This is a genomic window from Aeromonas sp. HMWF014 (assembly GCF_963878295.1).
Lineage (GTDB): Bacteria > Pseudomonadota > Gammaproteobacteria > Enterobacterales > Aeromonadaceae > Aeromonas > Aeromonas popoffii.
The window spans coordinates 1-17,403 of the sequence record NZ_CAWNYS010000107.1 but is presented as its reverse complement, the minus strand read 5'-3'; the positions used below and the strand labels follow the sequence as shown (position 1 = coordinate 17,403).

Here is a 17,403-nt window from a genome sequence, read left to right as displayed (position 1 = left end):
CGCCGGGCCAGGGTGCGCTCCGTGCTGTGCAACTGTTCGGCCCACTGGGCCAGGGTGCGCGGATCGGCAGGATCGCAGTGGAGCGCCGCCAGCATGGGAGCCAGCAGCTTGTCCTGGCTCATGGGCAGGTAGCTCTCCTGGCAGCGGGTGCGAGTCAGCTTCTCCACCAGCAGCTCGGCCTGGCACACATCCCATTCATCCTGCATGTGGCCCAGCTTGCGCTCGCAAAAATCTGCCAGCATGGTCCGGATGAGCGGTGTCATCTCCAGCAGGCGTGGCTCGGCTGGCAGCTTGGCCGCCAGAGCATGATTGACATAGATGGAGGTGTAGTCGAGGGCCTGCTGGTTGTAGGAGGCATGCTCCAGACCCGCCGGCACCCAGATAAGGTAGTCGGCGGGAGCCACCAGCCGGTGCTGATCCAGCACTATCTCCATCACCCCCAGACTTATCAGGCTGAGCTGGCCCCAGGGGTGGCTGTGTGGCGCGCAGGCGCTCTCGGCCTGGATCTGCTGATAACGCAGATAGAGGGGGTTGGGCTCGGGCAGATGTAAGTCGGTCGGGTGATACTGATGCACGGCCATTGCGGGTGACTTGTCCTTTCTGCGGGATGAATTGTCAGTTTTACGTTATTTGATAACAGAAAGACAAGGGTAGACTTGGCCCCCTGTTAACAAGGATCCTTTGATGCGTATCTTCTTTCCGCTTATGTTTCCGCTGATGGCCGTGCTGATCTGGGCCACCAATACAGTGGTGTCCAAGGCCGCCGCCAGTGTGATCGACCCGGCAGCCATCTCTTTTTACCGCTGGGTGATAGCCGCCCTGGCACTGACCCCCTTCTGCCTGCCGCAGTTGTGGCGCCGCCGCCACGAAATCCGCCCCTGGCTCGGCAAGCTGCTGGTGCTGGCGGCCCTTGGCATGGTGCTCTACCAGTGCCTTGCCTATTACGCCGCACACACCACCTCGGCCACCAACATGGGGGTCATTGGCTCCCTCATCCCGCTGCTGACCCTGCTGCAGAGCGCGATCTTCTTCGGCCAGCGCCCCGGTAAGCAGGCACTGCTTGGCATGAGCATCTCGCTGTTCGGGGTATTCTGGCTGCTGAGCCAGGGCCAACCGCTGGCTCTGCTGCACGACGGCATCAACCCTGGGGATGGGCTCATGCTGCTCGGCTCCGCCAGCTACGCCCTCTATGGTCTGCTGATCCGCCGCTGGCAACTGCCGTTCGGTCCCTGGCTCAACCTCTACATGCAGATCCTGTTGGCTGTGCTGCTGCTGATCCCGGTCGCCCTCAGCGCAGACTCCCTGGCGGTACCCGCCGAGGGCTGGGGCCTGGTGCTGTTTGCCGGGCTCGCCTCCTCCCTGCTGGCCGCCTACTGCTGGATGCGCGGCCTCGCCTGCATGGGGGCGGAGCGCACCTCTGTGTTCATGAACCTGATGCCGCTGTGTACCGCCCTCATTGCCGTCATCACCCTGGGAGAGCCCGTTCACGGCTATCACCTGCTGGGGGGTGGTCTGATCCTGACCGGCGTCATGCTCTCCCAGCTCAGACCCAGGGTGCGCTCCGCCCTTGCCGGGGAGGCATAAACCGACGAGACAAGCCGCTGCAACACAATGCAAGAAGGGAGCCGAGGCTCCCTTCTTGCATGCATCTTCGCGCTAAAATCCGCAGGCTCAATTGCTCCGGCGCCAGTGGTAGCGCCGCTCCGGCCGACCACGCTGGCCGTAGTTGAGATCCACATCGACCCTGTCTTCGGACTCCAGATACTCCAGGTAGCGGCGCGCCGTAGTGCGGCTGAGCGACAGTCGCAGCGCCACCGTATCCGTGGAAAACGCGGTATCCGGTTCACCGGCCAGCAGCTCCAGCACCTGACGCAGCGTGATGGCGTCGATCCCCTTGGGGGTATCACGTATCTCCCTGGCCTGGGGACGCCCCTTGCCCATCAGCCGATCCAGGTCGCTCTGCTCCAGAGAGCCCCGCTCGCTGATACGCCTGTGCAGGGTCAGGATCTCGTCCAGGCTCTGCTGGATGCGAAACAGCCGCAGCGGCTTGATGATGTAATCCTGCACCCCCAGGTTGAGGGCCTGCTGTATCGTCTCAACATCGCAGGAGGCGGTCACCATGATGACGTAAGCCTCACGGTTATGGCTACGCAGCCGGTTGACCCACTCGAGGCCAGAGCCGTCGGGCAGGGAAATATCCACCAGCAGCAGCTGCGGCTGGGTCGCTCGCATCATGAGGTCGGCCTGGGTCAGGCTTTCGGCCCGACCCAGCAGGGAAAATCCGGGGGTGGAGGAGACCAGCTCGGACAGAATGGATCCAATCCGTTCGTCATCCTCGATCACCAGAGTGAATATGGGCGCCATAGATCACACCAATTGGTTTTTATTCAAGTAGATACCGAACAGAGTGGTCTGTTCGGCGGTGCGGCGCCATTCTATCACACCCCCTCGTCTGGCCACCGTCTCCTTGACCAGGAAGAGGCCAACCCCGTGATCACCCGTCTGACGGCTGATGCCGTAATCAAACAAATGATCCGCCAGCGCTTCGTCTACCCCCTCGCCGCTGTCCTCCACCTCTATCACCAGCCTGCGACCAAAATCGTTGAGGGAAATCAGCACCCGCGGCGGACACGCCTTGCGCCTGGCCCAAGCGGCGCGAATGCCATTGTCGAGCAAGTTGCCAATGAGGGTGATGAGATCCGCCGACACCGCCGCCGGATACTCTCCCAGCGCCGAGTCGGGATCCAGCACCAGCTCTACCCCCAGCTCCCGCGCCCGGCTGAATTTGCCGAGAATAAGCCCCGCCACCGGCTTATCTTCGATGGCCCGCAGCAGCCCCTGCAACATGGTCTGGCAGGCCTCGCTCTCCTGCTGAATGAGTTCCACCGCCTGATCCACATGACCGAGCTGCAGCAAGCCGGAGAGGCTGCTCAGCTTGTTGGCGAACTCGTGGGTCTGCATCCGCAGCATCTCGGCATACTGGCGCAGATGGGTTACCTGCATGCCGAGGCTGCCGGTCACCTCGGGGCGACTGAAGATCAGCAGGCGACCGGGCACCTTGCCCTCCACCGCCTGCCAGCGCCCCACGAACGCCTCACCGTGCACAGTGAAGCCCAGCTCGGTTTCGAGCTGGGTCAAGGCGGGCGCCAGTGGTGGTGACAACTCGGCAAGGGGCTGCCCCAGCAGAGCATGACGCCCTGTGCCCGGCAGACGCAGTTGATAGAAGGCAGCGCTGTTGAGCATCCGAATATTGCCCCCGCTGTCGATGGCTATCACCCCCTCCGAGATGTGCTCCAGCACCAGCTCCTGCAGCACGAAGCGATTGACAATGGCTTCGGGCTCCAGATCCAGCAGGGTGCGACGCAGCAGATGTTGCAGCCAGAGCGCCAGCAGCAGACCACAACCCAGCACGGCAAGGATGGCTGTGACCAGCAGAGCGATCCGCTCCAGATAGATGTCCTCCACCGTCTGCATCAGGTAACCCACCACCACGGCGCCCATGGCGCGGCCATCGGGCCCGATCACCGGAGCAAAACAGCGAATGGCCGGGCCTAATGTGCCCTCATCTTCGGAGCAGTAGCTGAGCCGCTCATGGAGGGCCGGCCAGATGTCTTCACCACGGAAGAGGCCACCGATCCGTTCGGGCGAAGGGTGGCTCAGGCGGTGGGCGTGTTCATCTGTCACCACCATGTAGGCGGCATCGGTGCGATTGCTGATCCCCTCCACATAGTCGCGCAAACCGGGATCACTGCCCTGTTGCAGGGCTTGCACCACCCGGCTGTCGGCCGCCAGCACCCGCGCCAGATCGGCACCATTCTCCTGCAGAGTGCTCTCCAGCAGATGGCGGATAAAAAGGGCAAGCAGGCTGCCCAGAATCACGATCAGCAGCAGTGACAGACCCAGAGAGAGGGTAACCAGTTGGTGGCGCAGTTTCATCGATTAGCCTTGCAACATCAGGAAGCGGACCAATAGTGCGGGCGCCACCAGGTCTGGTCAATCAGTGGCGCAGGATCACCGCTAAAATCGGCCAATCCCTCCTCGCGGGCGGTGAGGGCCACGGCTCTGGCGACCGCGCGGGCCACCTCCCCCACCTGCTCAATGGGAGGCAACAGCCGCCCCTCGGCCAGTGGATAGGCACCCACAGCCCGCACCGCCGCCTGCAGCATGCCATCGCTGATGCGGCACGCCTTGACCGCGCAGGCCCCCAGGCCAATGCCCGGAAACACGTAGACGTTGTTGCACTGGGAGACTACCCGCACCTCCCCCGCCACCGTCACAGGGGCAAAGGGGCTGCCGGTAGCGAGCAGGGCGCGTCCCCCGGTGGCCTGCCACACCTGCTCCGGCGTCGCTTCGGCGCTACGGGTGGGGTTGGAGAGCGGCAGGATCACGGGCCGCTCACAGGCGGCGCCCATGGCGCTGAGCACGGCTTCATCAAACAGGCCACCCTGGCCGCTCACCCCGATCAGTACGCCGGGGCGCAGGCGTTCAATGAGCGCAGACAGCTCGCCGCAGGCCTCTTGCGCCGGGCGGGCAAACGGCCGCTGGGACGGGGTCAGGTTGGCGCGATCCAGGCAGACCAGTCCATCCTGATCAAACAGCTGCACCCGCTCCGAGCCTCCCGCCAGTTGAGCCAGCATGGCGGCGATGCCACAACCCGCCGAGCCGGCACCAACGATGAGCACAGGGGTGTCGGCCAGCTGGCTGCCCGCCTGCTGCAAGCCCGCCAGCACACAGGCCGAGGCGACCGCCGCCGTGCCCTGAATATCGTCGTTAAACATACACAGCTCGTCCCGATAGCGGGCCAAGAGGTTCGCGGCATGCTTGCCGGCGAAGTCTTCAAACTGCAGCACCACCTGGGGCCAGCGTGTGCGAATGGCCGCCACTACCCGATCCATGAAGTGGTAATAGGATTCGCCATCCACCCGGTTGGCCTGCCAGCCGAGGTAGGAGTCATCCTCCAGCAGCTCGGGGTTGTTGGTGCCGACGTCGACGCACAGGGGCAGGGTGCGCGCCGGGTCGATGCCACCAGCGGCCGAGTAGAGCGCCAGCTTGCCGATGCAGATCCCCATGCCGCCGATACCGAGATCGCCGAGCCCCAGCACCCGCTCACCGTCAGAGATGACGATGACATCCACCTCTTGCTCTACCGCGGCGAAGATGGCATCCAGATCGTCCCTGTCATGCCAGGAGAGGTAGAGACCGTGGCTGCGCAGATAGAGGTCGCTGTGACGCTGACACGCCTCTCCCACCACTGGGGTGTAGATAATGGGCAGCAGCTCCGGCAGGTGGTGGCGCACCAGATCGTAAAACAGCACCGGGTTGTCTTCTTGCAGCTGGCGCAGCAGCAGGTGCTGATCGAACGGGCTCTGCATGGCTGAGACCAGGCGATAGATACGGCGCCGTTGCTGGGCCAGGGACTCCTCTTTATGGGGCATACGCCCCATCAGCCCCTGTCGCTTGCGTTCTGCATAGGGCAGGCTGGTGCCCATCATGATGTCGTTCATTGTCTTTTCCTTATGCCAGCAGCGAGATGAGCAGGGTGGCCAGGATCAACATGACGGCGCCCCCGAGACGGGAAGAGATCTGGGCAAACGGCATCAGCTTCATGCGCTGGGCCGCCGACAGCACAGCCACATCGCCCGTGCCCCCCATATTGGCCATACACAGACCGCCGGTGAGGGCCGCCTCTATGGGATAGAAACCTATCATGCGCCCCACCAGGGCTGCCCCAAGGGCACCGCCAACCACTGTCACCAGCACCAGCACGAAATAGCTGATAGAGAAAGCGCTGATGAGCTCTGGGATGCTGGTGTAGGCGACGCCTATCCCCACCAGCAGGGAGGGAGTCAGATTGCCGACCACGAACTGGTACCAGTCGGCGGCAGCCTGCTCGTAACGACGTGGCAGCACGCCGCTCACCTTGATGATGGCCACTGCCAGTATCATCAGCGCAAAGGGGTGCATGGGAATGAAGTTGCCGAGCAGGGAGCCCAGTACGAACATGCAGGAGCTGATAAAGAGCCCGATGCCGAGACTCTCCAGCGTCGGGGCCTGAGTCTGCTCTTCGGCCACGTTCTGGCTGATCTCCTTGATCATCAGCTGGCCGTTGCCAGTCAGGGAGGGGTAACGACGGCCAAGACGGGCCAGCACTGTGCCCACCAGAATGGCCAGGGTGTTGGCGATCACCACGGCGGGCACCATGCGTGACAGCAGATCGGCGCTGGACATCTGCATCGGGCCGGAGAGGATCTCCACCAGCGGTACGGCGCCAGCACCCATGCCACCGCCCATGATGGGCAGGCCGATAAGTAACACTGCATTCTTGAAGCCATAACCCATCAGAGCGCCGACCAGGCCAACGCTGAGCAGCGCCAGGGTTACGCCCCCCAGAATGACCGGCAGGTAACGCATGGCGGCATTTTTCAGCAGGGCACTGCTCATGCCAAAGACAGAGCCGGTCACCAGACTGGCGATGAAGAAGTTGAGAAAGCCCCCCTCCTTCATGAAGCCGATGATCACCTGACCCGCCTCGACTGGCAGGATCCGGTATTCAAACAGGGCGGCGCCGCCGAAGATGGCGAGTATGGTGCCGCCCCCCAGATACTCACGTATGGGAGTGATGCGTTCGCCCAGCTCGGTCAGCAGGGTACCGAGCACGAACATCAGCGCCAACGCGCCGACCATGCCGAGCGGCAAGGATCCATTCCAGCCAGAAAAGAGCACGCAGGTGGCAAGCCCGAGAAAGATCATCATGGGCATGCCGGCAATTTGTCGGTCGCCAAACAGCGCAACCCTGGTTTGTGGGGTAGAGAGGTTTTTCATTGTTATGCTCCAACGTGTGGTGTAGCGCTACTCTAGTGATCCTCCCTTTCCCTGTCGGTTAGCCCGATTACAAAGGCATATAAAAACATTAAAACCTTAAACGCTATGGCCATAAAATGGCCACCGCCCGCGTTATTCACGCGCCCTGAACTACGCTGGCCAGACACAGACATAAAGAGTGATGTCGGCGTGACGCCACGACCTGGCGGGACGGGCATTAAAAAATGATTAAATTTCACCCACCAACAGGCAAGAAATAATCGGATAGCTGTCGGATGACGGCAGCCCATATATAGGCTGTGCCTTCATATCAACAGGGCAACAACGCTGGCATAGCACCTGCGCGATCCCATGAACTGAGGCTGGTGGATCATCAGGCCCCGGGTGTCACCGGCAAGAGGCAGTTCCGGGAGGGATATGATGTGGGTTGCTCCGCGGGCGCGAAACAACAGCGGTGCCTTCCAGAGCGATAAAATGAAGCAGGTGGGACAGTGCATGCCCCAAGGACCGGGCTCGCCTGAATGGCCTGAGCCTCATTTCAACCTGCTCGCTTTCGCTATTCGGCTAATAACAGTGGAATATTGGCAGGGTCAAATTCATGACAGATATCACTCGCTTCCAGACTGGGGCCATAATGTGCGTCGGCAACATATTCTCCATCGGCCAGCAGGCTCTCGATTGAGAAATGGGGGTCACCCGATTCATATCGTTCCACAGCTATCGTCTCCCTGTTTAGCTGACCCATCAATATTAGTGGATAAAAAACAGGCTGCCGAATTTATATGACATCCTGTTGACCAAAAATAATAGCAGGCGCGACCCTTGCCTTATTTTCATCCCACCAGCCAGCCCACGTTTATTTATCCCGCCAGGGTATTCCATGGGATTTCGCGCATCTTTCGCTCATTCCAAACCCAAAAAGCCTCTTGCGAAGCCCTTTATTCATCAAAAGGCGCCATAAGAAACCCACCTGATTTTTTATAAACAAGATCTCGACCACACCATTTACTTAGCCTGCTAAACAATTACAATGCTTAGCAAGCTAAGTAAATTGAGAGTGCTCATGATGAAAGATCTGGAAATGTTGCGCGAGTTGTCCCTCGCCGAGCGCGTCGGACGACTGCATCGACTGTGGCGTACCGTGGCCGATCTCGAGCTGGCGCCGCTGGGTCTGACCCATCCCCGCTGGACTGCACTGTGGAAACTCAGTCGCCTCGGAGGTCACCTCAGCCAGAAGACGCTCGCCGAGGCACTGGAGATAGAGCTGCCCTCCCTGATGCGCACCCTGGGTCTGCTGGAAGAGCAGGGGCTGGTGGAGCGCCACTGCTGTTGCAAGGACAAACGGGCCCGCATCGTCACCCTGACGCCAGCGGGCAAGGCGCTGCTCGACCAGATCGAGCATCGCATCATGGACATTCGCCGGGACCTGCTCACCGGCATCAGCCAGCGAGAGCTGGAACAATTTGAAGACATAGTGCACCGGATCTCCGCCAACGCCCTCGGCAAGATAGGTTCACAGAGTGAAGAGAGAGAATAGGATGACCCCGGATCAACAATTCAAACGCTGGATAAAATGGGCCATGGGGAGCTTCATACTGCTATTTGGCTACTTCCTGCTGGCCGACCTCAAGATGCCGCTCACCCCGCAAGCCATGGCCACCCGTGTCGTGACCAAGATGGCCCCCCAAGTCAGTGGCAAGGTGGCGCAGGTCGCCGTCGGCAACAACCAACATGTCAAACAGGGGGATCTGCTGTTCACGCTCGATCCCACCCCCTTTGAACTGGCCGTCGAACAGGCCCGGCTCGCGCTGGATCAGGCCGAGCAGCAGAACCGTCAGCTCGACGCCACCCTGAACGCCGCTGCCGCCGACTTCAACTCGTTGCAGAGTCAGGCCTCCCAGAAGCGGCGGGAAGCAGAACGCATCGATGCACTCTATCGCCGTCGCATGGTGTCAGATCAGCAAAAAGATGACGCCGACAGCGCGTTGCGCACTGCCCAGGCCAACGTGATGGCCAGCAAGGCCCGCATGACCCAGGCCAGGGTGAACCGCGGCCTGCCCGGTGATGACAACCTGTTGCTACGCCAGGCGCGTAACCACCTCGCCCAAGCCGAGCTCAACCTCTCCTACAGCCAGATACAGGCCAGTCAGGATGGCATCATCACCAATCTGCAACTCAAGCCGGGCAGCTTCGCCGCAGCCGGAGCCCCGCTGCTGGCGCTAGTCTCCGAGCAGGTGGACGTGATCGCCGATTTTCGCGAGAAGAGCCTGCGGCACGTGGCTCAGGATAGCCAGGCGCTGGTCGCCTTCGATGGCGAGCCGGGCAAGCTTTATCCGGCCCGTGTCACCAGCCTGGATGCCGGAGTCAGCGCCGGTCAGTTCGATGCCAACGGTCTGCTGGCCAGCCCCACCGAATCGGATCGCTGGGTGCGCAACGCCCAGCGGCTGCGGGTACACCTGACGCTGGAGCAGTTGCCAAGCCACCTGCCGGCCGGTGCCCGCGCCACAGTGCAACTGCTGCCGGACAACGCACTAAGCGCTCTGTTTGCCCGTGGCCAGATCCGCCTGCTCAGCCTGCTGCACTACATCTACTAAGGTGGCAACGATGAATCTGTGGCACAGGCCCCTCACCGCCAACGAGCTGCGCCAATGTCTGCGCATCGCCTTTGGCTGCACCCTTGGCTTCCTGCTCTGCAAGCTGTTTGGCTGGAACTATGGCGTCCTCTATACCGTGACCCCGGTATTGCTGCTGGGCATGGTGCCTGTGATGAACGGCCATGCCGCCCGTCAGCTGATGGCGGCCGCCGTTATCTGCGGGGTGGAAGTGGGGCTGCTGGGAGGGCTGTTTGGCGGCCATCCCGGCCTGATGATCCCCATCGCCTTCCTGTTGTTTCTCTACCGCTTTGCCGCCATGTCCCGGGGCAGCCTGTTCCTGTTTGGCGCCAATGGCGTGATGAGCCTCAGTATCATGCTGCACTTTGCCAGCTACCCGCAGACCGATCTCAACGACCTCATCTTCAACAATCTGTGGGCCAGCACCCTGTCGGTGCTCATCGCCTACCTGATGACGGCACTGATCCCGGATGTGGAAGAGCGGCCCAAGCCGGCTGCGCCCCCCAAGGCACCACACCGGATGCGGCACGAGGCCCTGCTCGGCGCCAGCATAGCCACCCTCTCCTTCATGGTGTTCCAGATCTTCGACTTGCGGGACTCCATGTCCGCCCAGGCCACCACCCTGCTGCTGCTGTTTCCCATGCACTGGAACGGTGCGCTGAGCTACGCCCGCAAGCGGGCCATGGGCACACTGCTCGGTGTGACCTTCGGCCTGCTCGGCCAGCTGGTGCTCTACGACTGGTCCGGTTTGCTCCTGCTGGTCGCCCCCATGCTCTGGCTAGGCGCCATGCTGTTCAGCCACGCCCATGTGAAGGAGGCGAGCGGCTCCGGGGTCGGCTTCGGCGCCCTCACCACCCTCGGCATACTGTTTGGCCAGTACCTGGCCCCGGGCAACGATCTGGTGTTCAGCGCCCTCTATCGGGTGAGCAGCATACTGTTTGCCATCGTCGCCACCCTGCTGGCCTGTTACCTCATCCACCGGCTGCTTAACCGCTTCGAGGCGACCCGATTCGGTTATTGAACCCTTTTCCAATAGCAAAGGATCTGCTGCCTTTCGCCCCGCCACGTCTGCGGGGCGTTTTTTTGCCCGCGTGTTGCAGATCGACCCTTCTTGTCTGACGACAACGATAACGATGCTGGCAAGGGCTGGTATGGGACGTCGAAGCCAGACTTGGACTCCATTGAATGGTTTTTCTGCGGCACCGGCGATATATGACGACGCTGGCCCGAACCGTGCTAATGTGGCCCCTCACTTACCGGCCGATTGCGCTCTGCACCTGATGACAGGCTTGTCATGCAAAAGAGTCGCCAGCCAGGGCAGCCCTTGCCCACCTCTCACCCTCAACCTGACGTCGCCAGACCAGCTGTATTGACCCGATGCCATAAGGCGCATCCCTTCCCCGTCGCAGCCTGTTCTCACTGTTGTTATCTGCTATCCACTCTTTTTACTGCGACAGCGGCCATCCCGACGAAAACAAGCTTCAAGCCAGCGGCCTGAGGCGATTTTCTGTTTGGCGCAGCCCTGCCGCCCACACAGGACACATTGACATGATTGCCTATCTCATTCTGGTGCATCGCTATCCCGATCAGTTCAAGCGCCTGTTCAAGGCGATTTACCACGACAGCAACCACTACCTGATCCACGTGGACAAGAGCTCGGGCCCTGAGCTGCAGCAGGAGATAACCCGGTTTCTGGCGGATTACCCCAACGCTGGCATGCTCCCCAGCAAGAATGCGCTCTGGGGCGGCTACAGCCTGGTGGATGCGGAGCTGCGCGGCATAGCGGCGCTGCTGGAGCAAAACAAGGAGTGGGAGTTCTTCATCAATCTGAGCGCCCAGGACTTCCCGCTGCGCTCCCAGAGTGACATTCATGACTTCCTGCGCGATCACAAGGGCAAGGATTTCCTCAAGGTCGCGGATCAGCGCCAGCACAGACCGGACACCCTGCACCGTATCGATCACTATGTGACTGAAACCGCCCAGGAGCTGGTGTGCGAACCGGTGAAGACCCGTCCCTACCTGGAAGGTGTGACCCCCTACATTGGCAATCAGTGGATGATCCTGAGCCGGGCCTTCTGCGAATTCGTCAGCCACAGCCCCGAGGTCGATCGTTTCAAGGATTTCTACCGCCACACCCTGATCGCTGACGAGGGCTTCTTCCAGACGGTGATCATGAACACCAGCTATCAGGGCCAGATAGTCAACGATGACAAGCGAGCCATCGACTGGATCCCCATGGGTGACATCAAGCTGCGCCCGCGCGACTACACGGTGCACGACGCCGAGGCCCTGCAACAAAGCGAGCACCTGTTCGCCCGCAAATTTGACGAGACCATAGACAGCGACATTCTGGATATCCTGGAGCAAGCCATGAGATGCCCCCTCGACACACCTATCATCCGGCAAGCTGCATTGGTATGACAATGCGAGTCATCCGGACACTTACCGACGCAATCCACCCCCGGGAAGATTGCGACTTGGGCACAAACTGGTAGGCTCAAGCCGGTTGATACCGATGGAGAGTTCAAGATGAAGCACGCCAATATTATGTTGCTGGGCATCACGGCCCTGACCCTGCTGAGCGGTTGCGAACGCGGGGCCACCACATTGAGCGTGACCGGCGGCGATCCCGTCACCTATCTGTGTGAGCAGGGCAAGAAGGTGCAGGTGAGTTACTTCGCCCTCTCCGACCAGAGCCTGAATTTCGTCAAGCTGGCACTGCCCGATGGCAAGGATTACACCCTGCCGCAGACAGTCTCCGCCTCCGGCGCTCGCTATACCGATGACCATGAGGCCATCTGGTGGAACAAGGGGGAGGGAGGATTCGTCGAGATGCGCGACAAGGATGGCGAGTGGCAGAGCGTCTACAACGACTGCAAACAACAGTAATGAGAAATCCCGGCCTGGCCGGGATTTTGTTATTTAACCTCGATATCCAAGCGACTCACGACACGCACCGGTATGGCGTCCGGGTTCTGCTCGGCGACCCGATAGCGGGTCTTGGCCAAGCCCGACAAGGCGACGAGATCCAGCACACCGGGCGGCTCGGATGCCACTCTCTCGGGACTGAACAGGTTGCCATTGGAGTCGATGAGATAGCGGATCGCCACATACCCCTTGACCGGCTGCTTGCCGGGCAGGTCTCCTACAGGGCGGAACCACCCAGTCTCTTCTTCCTGTACCCGTACCCTGACAACTGCTCCGGGGGCATATCGATCGGCGGCTGGTTCAGCGTCACTGAGCCCCCAAGCAGGCCGAGCACAGCGCCCAGCAGCAAGACATTCAAACGCATCCAACACGCCTTGTTGAGTCGGCTCAGGATGACGCGGCGCCATCCTCCGGCACGATGGCCGACCAGTGACGGTAACAAGTCGACGCCGTTTGAACATCATAAAAAAAGCCAACCCGGTCGGGTTGGCTCAGCATGCAACGGATAGCCTGATTCAGCCGCGCCTGTCACTCACCACCAGCCAGAGCGCATGCACCATGCCGGGCAGGCCACCGAGCAGGGTCAGCACTATGTTGATTAAAAAGTGCAGGCTAAAACCCACCTGGATAAAAGCGCACACAGGGGGCAGGAAAATGGCCAGCAGGATCTTGAACAGATGACTCATCTCGGCTCTCCTCGTCAATGATGTCGTCGATATAGGGATGGGCTAACCATAAACAGCCTTGGCTTCAACTGCAAACCAGAGAGGGAATACGCTCACCCGCTTCACCCCTGGCATTGAGGTTGTGGATCTGCTGATTGCTGCTGCCACGCCAGAGCAGACCCGGGTCCGCCAGCGCTTTTTCGAACTTGCCATCCACCAGCACATCCAGCAAGGCAACCAGCTCGCGCTGGGCATCTGAGAGCTCATTGAGCAAATAACCGGTCCAGCACCAGATATCCTTGCCCGGACACTCGGCGCGCACCCGCTTCACCAGCGCCAGCACATGAGGCACGTTGGCCGGGTGGAGCGGATCGCCGCCGGAGAGCGACAGACCTCGCCGCTTGATGCGCGTGTCGTTGAGATCCCGGATGATGCGATCGCACATGGCCTGATCAAACCGTTGGCCGCCATCGAGCCGCCAGGTGCTCTGGTTATAGCAGCCCGGGCACTGGTGCTCGCAGCCCGAGACAAACAGGGTGGCGCGGGTGCCTGGGCCGTTGATCACATCAACCGGGTAGTATTGGTGGTAGTGCATCGCTTGTTTCCTGCCTCGCTCATGGCAGAGCGGCATGGCTGCCGCCCTCCAATGAAAATGGCCCCTTGAGTCAGGGGCCAGCGCTTCATCGCGTTTGCGCTCACATATGTTTGACGCGGCGCTTCACCTCTTCCTGCTTGCCCGCATTGAAGGGGCGCGCATCCGGGCTGCCGAGGTAGCCGCAGACACGGCGGGTCACCGACACCTTGGCCGGGTCGTGGTTGCCGCAGCGCGGGCAGGTAAAGCCCTTGGAGGTGCACTCGAACTCGCCGGTAAAGCCGCAGTCATAGCACTCGTCGATGGGGGTGTTGGTACCGTAGTAGGGCACCTTGTCATAGCTGTAATCCCAGACGTTTTCGAGCGCTTCCAGATTGTGCTGGATGTTGGGGTACTCGCCGTAGCAGATGAAGCCGCCGCTGGCGATGGGCGGATAGGGCGCCTCAAAGTCCAGCTTGTCGTACGGGTTGACCTGCTTCTCCACGTCGAGGTGGAAGCTGTTGGTGTAATAGCCCTTGTCGGTCACGCCCGCCACCACCCCAAACTCCTTGGCGTCGATGCGGCAGAAACGGGTGCAGAGGTTCTCGCTCGGGGTGGAGTAGAGGCTAAAGCCGTAGCCGGTTTCCTCTTTCCACTCGTCGGTCGCCCTCTTGAGCCGCGCTATGATGGCGATGGCCTTCTGGCGCAGGGTGTCGCTGTCAAACAGATGGACATCGGTGCCAAACAGGGCGTTGATGGTCTCGTGCACCCCGATATAGCCGAGCGAAATGGAGGCGCGGCCGTGCTTGAAGATCTCGCTGACGTTGTCATTTGCCTTCAGACGCACACCGCAGGCTCCTTCCATATAGAGGATAGGGGCGACCCGCGCCTTGACGCCGTCGAGACGCTCGATGCGATACATGAGCGCTGTCTTGGCCACGCGCAGGGCGGCATCCAGCTTGTCCCAGAAATCCGCCTCATCGCGGGATTTCAGGGCGATACGCGGCAGGTTGAGGCTGACCACCCCTATGTTGTTGCGTCCTTCATGGATCAGCTCACCATTTTCCTCATAAGCCCCGAGGAAGGAGCGACAGCCCATGGGCGTCTTGAAGGAGCCGGTCACCTTGACCACCTGGTCGTAGTTGAGGATGTCCGGATACATCCGCTTGGAGGCACACTCCAGCGCCAGCTGCTTGATGTCGTAGTTGGGATCGCCCTGTTTGTGATTGAGGCCATCCTTGATGGCGAACACCAGTTTCGGGAACACGGCCGTCTTTCTGTTCTTGCCAAGGCCGGCAATGCGGTTGCTGAGGATGGCACCCTGGATCATGCGCGACTCCCAGCTGTCGCCAAGGCCGAAGCCAAAGGTGACGAAGGGGGTCTGACCGTTGGCGGTGTGCAGGGTATTGACCTCGTACTCCAGTGACTGGAAGGCGTCGTAGCACTCCTTCTCGGTGCGGGCCATGGCGTAAGCGTCCACATCGTTGATGCCCCACTCCTCGGCCACTTCCCTGTGTTTCTGCCAGCTGATGGTCACATAGGGGGCCAGTACCTCGTCAATGCGGTTGATGGTGGTGCCACCATAGATGTGGCTCGCCACCTGGGCGATGATCTGGGCGGTCACGGCGGTGGCCGTACTGATGGATTTCGGGGTATCGATCTCCGCATTACCCATCTTGAAGCCGTGGGTCAGCATCCCCTTCAGATCGATCAACATGCAGTTGAACATCGGGAAGAAGGGCGAGTAGTCGAGATCGTGGAAGTGCAGATCGCCGCTCTCGTGGGCCTGCACCACATCCCGGGGCAGCATGTGACTGGTGGCGTAGTGCTTGGCGACGATACCGGCCAGCAGGTCACGCTGGGTCGGGATCACCTTGGAGTCTTTGTTGGCGTTCTCGTTGAGCAGGGCGGCGTTGGTCTGCTCGACCAGACCACGGATCTCCTGGGCCAGCCGGCCGCGGGCCTCGCGAGCCAGATCCCGGTCGTGACGGTATTCGATGTAGGCACGGGCGATGGCCTTGTCGTCGGAGGCCATCAGATGGTTTTCAACCCGGTTCTGGATCTCGTGGATATCCACCTCACCACGCCCTTCCAGCTCCTGACTGACCGCGCTTGAGATACGCAGTGCCAGAGCCGAACTGGCCTGATTGACCGCTTCTGCCGCTCGGCCCACTGCCTCGGCAATCAGCTGGGCATTGAATGGTGCGCGACATCCATCACGTTTTATCACAACCGGTTTCATCGATTTTCCCCGTTTAAAAGGCCAGGCATTTGCCTCTGGCTCACCCTTGTTGGGCCCCCCTCCCGGCATCTCATCCTGGACGCAAATAAATTCAGCCGAGACTTGACAAGCCAGGGCTGAAGATAGGAAGGGAACAGCTTATACACAGCTTGATAACACAACATATAGGGATTAAAAACGAATACATCCCTATATATGGTGTCTATTAGGCACCAAAGCGCGGCCTTATTTCTTGATCCAGAACAGGTTTTGAGGCGAGTGGCGCAGTTCCCGACCAGTGAAGAACAGCCCCATAAAAGGACATCCCAAGCCTGGTAAGGGCTGGCGTTCGATGGGACCATGACAGTAAAAAGCGCCCCCCTGCGACCATAGTTGACGAGGGTACCCGTGGCGTAAAACAGGCATAATGTACGGAATGTCATTGCCATCAACGGGACCCGACATGGCCAAGCCCCTGCTACTGCTGCTGTGCCTCCTGCCCTACCGGTTGTGGGCGGCCGAGATCCTGGTGATCAGCAGCTATCACTCCGAATACCTGTGGGATCAGAGTTACAACGCCAGCCTGCAGGCCCATCTGAGTGGCGAGAACCACATCAGCCACTTCTACATGGACACCAAGCGCCAGCCCAATGGCGATGTCGACAAGATTGCCCAACAGGCACTGGCCCTCTACCAGCAGATCAAGCCGGATCTGGTGGTGCTCGGTGACGACAACGCCATCAACTATCTGGCCCACGAGATTGCCTCCCTCGGCACCCCCGTGGTGTTTCTCGGCATGAACGAGAACCCGCGCCACAAGGGGCTGGTCGGCCACCCCAAGATCACCGGCGTGCTGGAGCGTCCCCTGCTAAAGCGCAACATCAGTGAGATGAGCCAGCTGATGGGTGGCATCAAGAAGGCACTGGCACTGTTTGATTCCAGCAACGTGGCACTCACTGCTATCGAGGATGAGTTCAAGAGCCAGACCGATCTGCGGGTCGGCCAGACCCGGGTCAACAGCCAACTCATAGGTGACTACAGCCTCTGGCAGGAGACGGTACTCAACGCGAGAAAAAATGGCTACGAAGCTCTCTTTATCGGCCTCTACCACACGCTGGTGGACGATGCTGGCAAGCACGTCAGCGAACAGACTGTGCTGGAATGGACCAGTACCCACAGCCCTGTGCCCATGTTCTGCTTCTGGGCGTTTTCGGTGGGCTCGGGCAGGGCCATCGGTGGCCTGGTGCTGGATGGGCGAGATCAGGGGGCCAAGGCGGCTGGGCTCGTCAACGCCATCCTGGCGGGGGCTCAGCCCAACACGCTGGCGCCGCGCGCTGCCCTGCGCGGCGAGTATATATTCAGCAAGCACGAGCTGGCCCGCTGGCAGCTCACCCTGCCCGACAAGTGGCGCGACAAGATCCTGTTGCGTGAGTGATTCACAGCAACAAAAAAGAGAACCCGGCCTCGCCGGGTTCTCTTCTTATCAGACAGGGTCAGCAGCCACCTAGGCTTGCAACGCCTGTTGCAGCTCTTCTTCAGTCCAGATGGTGATGCCGAGCTCCTGCGCCTTGGTCAGCTTGGAGC

17 protein-coding genes are annotated in these 17,403 nt (G+C 60.7%); 7 read left to right on the top strand and 10 right to left on the bottom strand.

Going from position 1 to position 17,403, the window contains the following annotated elements:
* Nucleotides 1-581, bottom strand: a 581-nt coding sequence (locus AAC083_RS04215) for an AraC family ligand binding domain-containing protein (RefSeq protein WP_108535899.1), incomplete at its 3' end; no start/stop codon positions are given.
* 103 nt (nucleotides 582-684) lie between these two features.
* On the opposite strand from AAC083_RS04215, the gene AAC083_RS04210 reads away from it, so the two are divergent.
* Nucleotides 685-1,584, top strand: coding sequence for a DMT family transporter (locus AAC083_RS04210; RefSeq protein ID WP_108535898.1), 900 nt, complete (start codon nucleotides 685-687; stop codon nucleotides 1,582-1,584).
* Between the two features lie 87 nt (nucleotides 1,585-1,671).
* Here AAC083_RS04210 and AAC083_RS04205 read toward each other — a convergent pair whose 3' ends face one another.
* The 5 genes from AAC083_RS04205 to AAC083_RS04185 form a co-directional block, all read right to left on the bottom strand.
* A complete protein-coding gene (locus AAC083_RS04205) occupies nucleotides 1,672-2,364 on the bottom strand; it encodes a response regulator (RefSeq protein WP_108535897.1) in 693 nt (230 codons plus the stop codon).
* Nucleotides 2,365-2,367: 3 nt separating this feature from the next.
* Entirely contained in the window at nucleotides 2,368-3,936 is a 1,569-nt protein-coding gene (locus AAC083_RS04200) for an ATP-binding protein (RefSeq protein ID WP_042038224.1), read from the bottom strand.
* 17 nt (nucleotides 3,937-3,953) lie between these two features.
* Nucleotides 3,954-5,504: an NAD-dependent malic enzyme gene (locus AAC083_RS04195; RefSeq protein ID WP_108535896.1), complete on the bottom strand. Its 1,551-nt coding sequence runs from the start codon at nucleotides 5,502-5,504 to the stop codon at nucleotides 3,954-3,956.
* 10 nt (nucleotides 5,505-5,514) lie between these two features.
* Nucleotides 5,515-6,822 carry a 2-hydroxycarboxylate transporter family protein gene (locus AAC083_RS04190; RefSeq protein ID WP_042038219.1) on the bottom strand — a complete coding sequence of 436 codons (1,308 nt, stop codon included), beginning with the start codon at nucleotides 6,820-6,822 and terminating at the stop codon, nucleotides 5,515-5,517.
* A 556-nt stretch (nucleotides 6,823-7,378) separates the two neighbouring features.
* Nucleotides 7,379-7,570 carry a hypothetical protein gene (locus AAC083_RS04185; protein WP_084204678.1) on the bottom strand — a complete coding sequence of 64 codons (192 nt, stop codon included), beginning with the start codon at nucleotides 7,568-7,570 and terminating at the stop codon, nucleotides 7,379-7,381.
* 315 nt (nucleotides 7,571-7,885) lie between these two features.
* Here AAC083_RS04185 and slyA point away from each other — a divergent pair, with 315 nt between their 5' ends.
* The 5 genes from slyA (at nucleotide 7,886) to AAC083_RS04160 (ending at nucleotide 12,323) form a co-directional block, all read left to right on the top strand.
* Entirely contained in the window at nucleotides 7,886-8,359 is a 474-nt protein-coding gene (gene slyA / locus AAC083_RS04180) for a transcriptional regulator SlyA (protein WP_108535895.1), read from the top strand.
* A gap of 1 nt (nucleotide 8,360) precedes the next feature.
* Nucleotides 8,361-9,416: an HlyD family secretion protein gene (locus tag AAC083_RS04175; RefSeq protein WP_108535894.1), complete on the top strand. Its 1,056-nt coding sequence runs from the start codon at nucleotides 8,361-8,363 to the stop codon at nucleotides 9,414-9,416.
* Between the two features lie 10 nt (nucleotides 9,417-9,426).
* Nucleotides 9,427-10,455, top strand: coding sequence for a DUF2955 domain-containing protein (locus tag AAC083_RS04170; RefSeq protein WP_108535893.1), 1,029 nt, complete (start codon nucleotides 9,427-9,429; stop codon nucleotides 10,453-10,455).
* 527 nt (nucleotides 10,456-10,982) lie between these two features.
* The gene (locus AAC083_RS04165) at nucleotides 10,983-11,855 is read left to right on the top strand and encodes a beta-1,6-N-acetylglucosaminyltransferase (RefSeq protein WP_108535892.1); all 873 of its coding nucleotides are present in this window, start codon (nucleotides 10,983-10,985) and stop codon (nucleotides 11,853-11,855) included.
* 108 nt (nucleotides 11,856-11,963) lie between these two features.
* A complete protein-coding gene (locus tag AAC083_RS04160; protein ID WP_108535891.1) occupies nucleotides 11,964-12,323 on the top strand; it encodes an MliC family protein in 360 nt (119 codons plus the stop codon).
* A gap of 29 nt (nucleotides 12,324-12,352) precedes the next feature.
* Here AAC083_RS04160 and AAC083_RS04155 read toward each other — a convergent pair whose 3' ends face one another.
* The 4 genes from AAC083_RS04155 to nrdD form a co-directional block, all read right to left on the bottom strand.
* Nucleotides 12,353-12,544 carry a hypothetical protein gene (locus AAC083_RS04155; RefSeq protein WP_258224595.1) on the bottom strand — a complete coding sequence of 64 codons (192 nt, stop codon included), beginning with the start codon at nucleotides 12,542-12,544 and terminating at the stop codon, nucleotides 12,353-12,355.
* A gap of 333 nt (nucleotides 12,545-12,877) precedes the next feature.
* Nucleotides 12,878-13,048, bottom strand: a complete 171-nt coding sequence (locus AAC083_RS04150; RefSeq protein WP_042038214.1) for a YqaE/Pmp3 family membrane protein — start codon at nucleotides 13,046-13,048, stop codon at nucleotides 12,878-12,880.
* 64 nt (nucleotides 13,049-13,112) lie between these two features.
* A complete protein-coding gene (nrdG, locus tag AAC083_RS04145) occupies nucleotides 13,113-13,622 on the bottom strand; it encodes an anaerobic ribonucleoside-triphosphate reductase-activating protein (protein ID WP_108535890.1) in 510 nt (169 codons plus the stop codon).
* A 100-nt stretch (nucleotides 13,623-13,722) separates the two neighbouring features.
* Entirely contained in the window at nucleotides 13,723-15,840 is a 2,118-nt protein-coding gene (gene nrdD / locus AAC083_RS04140) for an anaerobic ribonucleoside-triphosphate reductase (protein ID WP_108535889.1), read from the bottom strand.
* A gap of 442 nt (nucleotides 15,841-16,282) precedes the next feature.
* Here nrdD and AAC083_RS04135 point away from each other — a divergent pair, with 442 nt between their 5' ends.
* Nucleotides 16,283-17,254 (top strand): ABC transporter substrate-binding protein, encoded by a 972-nt coding sequence (locus tag AAC083_RS04135; protein WP_181364639.1) that lies wholly within the window; start codon nucleotides 16,283-16,285, stop codon nucleotides 17,252-17,254.
* Nucleotides 17,255-17,403 lie beyond the last annotated feature (149 nt).

Coding starts and splice junctions, on each gene's coding strand:
- AAC083_RS04210 (WP_108535898.1), top strand. CDS start 685: ATGCGTATCTTCTTTCCGCTTATGTTTCCGCTGATGGCCGTGCTGATC.
- AAC083_RS04205 (WP_108535897.1), bottom strand. CDS start 2,364: ATGGCGCCCATATTCACTCTGGTGATCGAGGATGACGAACGGATTGGA.
- AAC083_RS04200 (WP_042038224.1), bottom strand. CDS start 3,936: ATGAAACTGCGCCACCAACTGGTTACCCTCTCTCTGGGTCTGTCACTG.
- AAC083_RS04195 (WP_108535896.1), bottom strand. CDS start 5,504: ATGAACGACATCATGATGGGCACCAGCCTGCCCTATGCAGAACGCAAG.
- AAC083_RS04190 (WP_042038219.1), bottom strand. CDS start 6,822: ATGAAAAACCTCTCTACCCCACAAACCAGGGTTGCGCTGTTTGGCGAC.
- slyA (WP_108535895.1), top strand. CDS start 7,886: ATGATGAAAGATCTGGAAATGTTGCGCGAGTTGTCCCTCGCCGAGCGC.
- AAC083_RS04175 (WP_108535894.1), top strand. CDS start 8,361: ATGACCCCGGATCAACAATTCAAACGCTGGATAAAATGGGCCATGGGG.
- AAC083_RS04170 (WP_108535893.1), top strand. CDS start 9,427: ATGAATCTGTGGCACAGGCCCCTCACCGCCAACGAGCTGCGCCAATGT.
- AAC083_RS04165 (WP_108535892.1), top strand. CDS start 10,983: ATGATTGCCTATCTCATTCTGGTGCATCGCTATCCCGATCAGTTCAAG.
- AAC083_RS04160 (WP_108535891.1), top strand. CDS start 11,964: ATGAAGCACGCCAATATTATGTTGCTGGGCATCACGGCCCTGACCCTG.
- AAC083_RS04150 (WP_042038214.1), bottom strand. CDS start 13,048: ATGAGTCATCTGTTCAAGATCCTGCTGGCCATTTTCCTGCCCCCTGTG.
- nrdG (WP_108535890.1), bottom strand. CDS start 13,622: ATGCACTACCACCAATACTACCCGGTTGATGTGATCAACGGCCCAGGC.
- nrdD (WP_108535889.1), bottom strand. CDS start 15,840: ATGAAACCGGTTGTGATAAAACGTGATGGATGTCGCGCACCATTCAAT.
- AAC083_RS04135 (WP_181364639.1), top strand. CDS start 16,283: ATGGCCAAGCCCCTGCTACTGCTGCTGTGCCTCCTGCCCTACCGGTTG.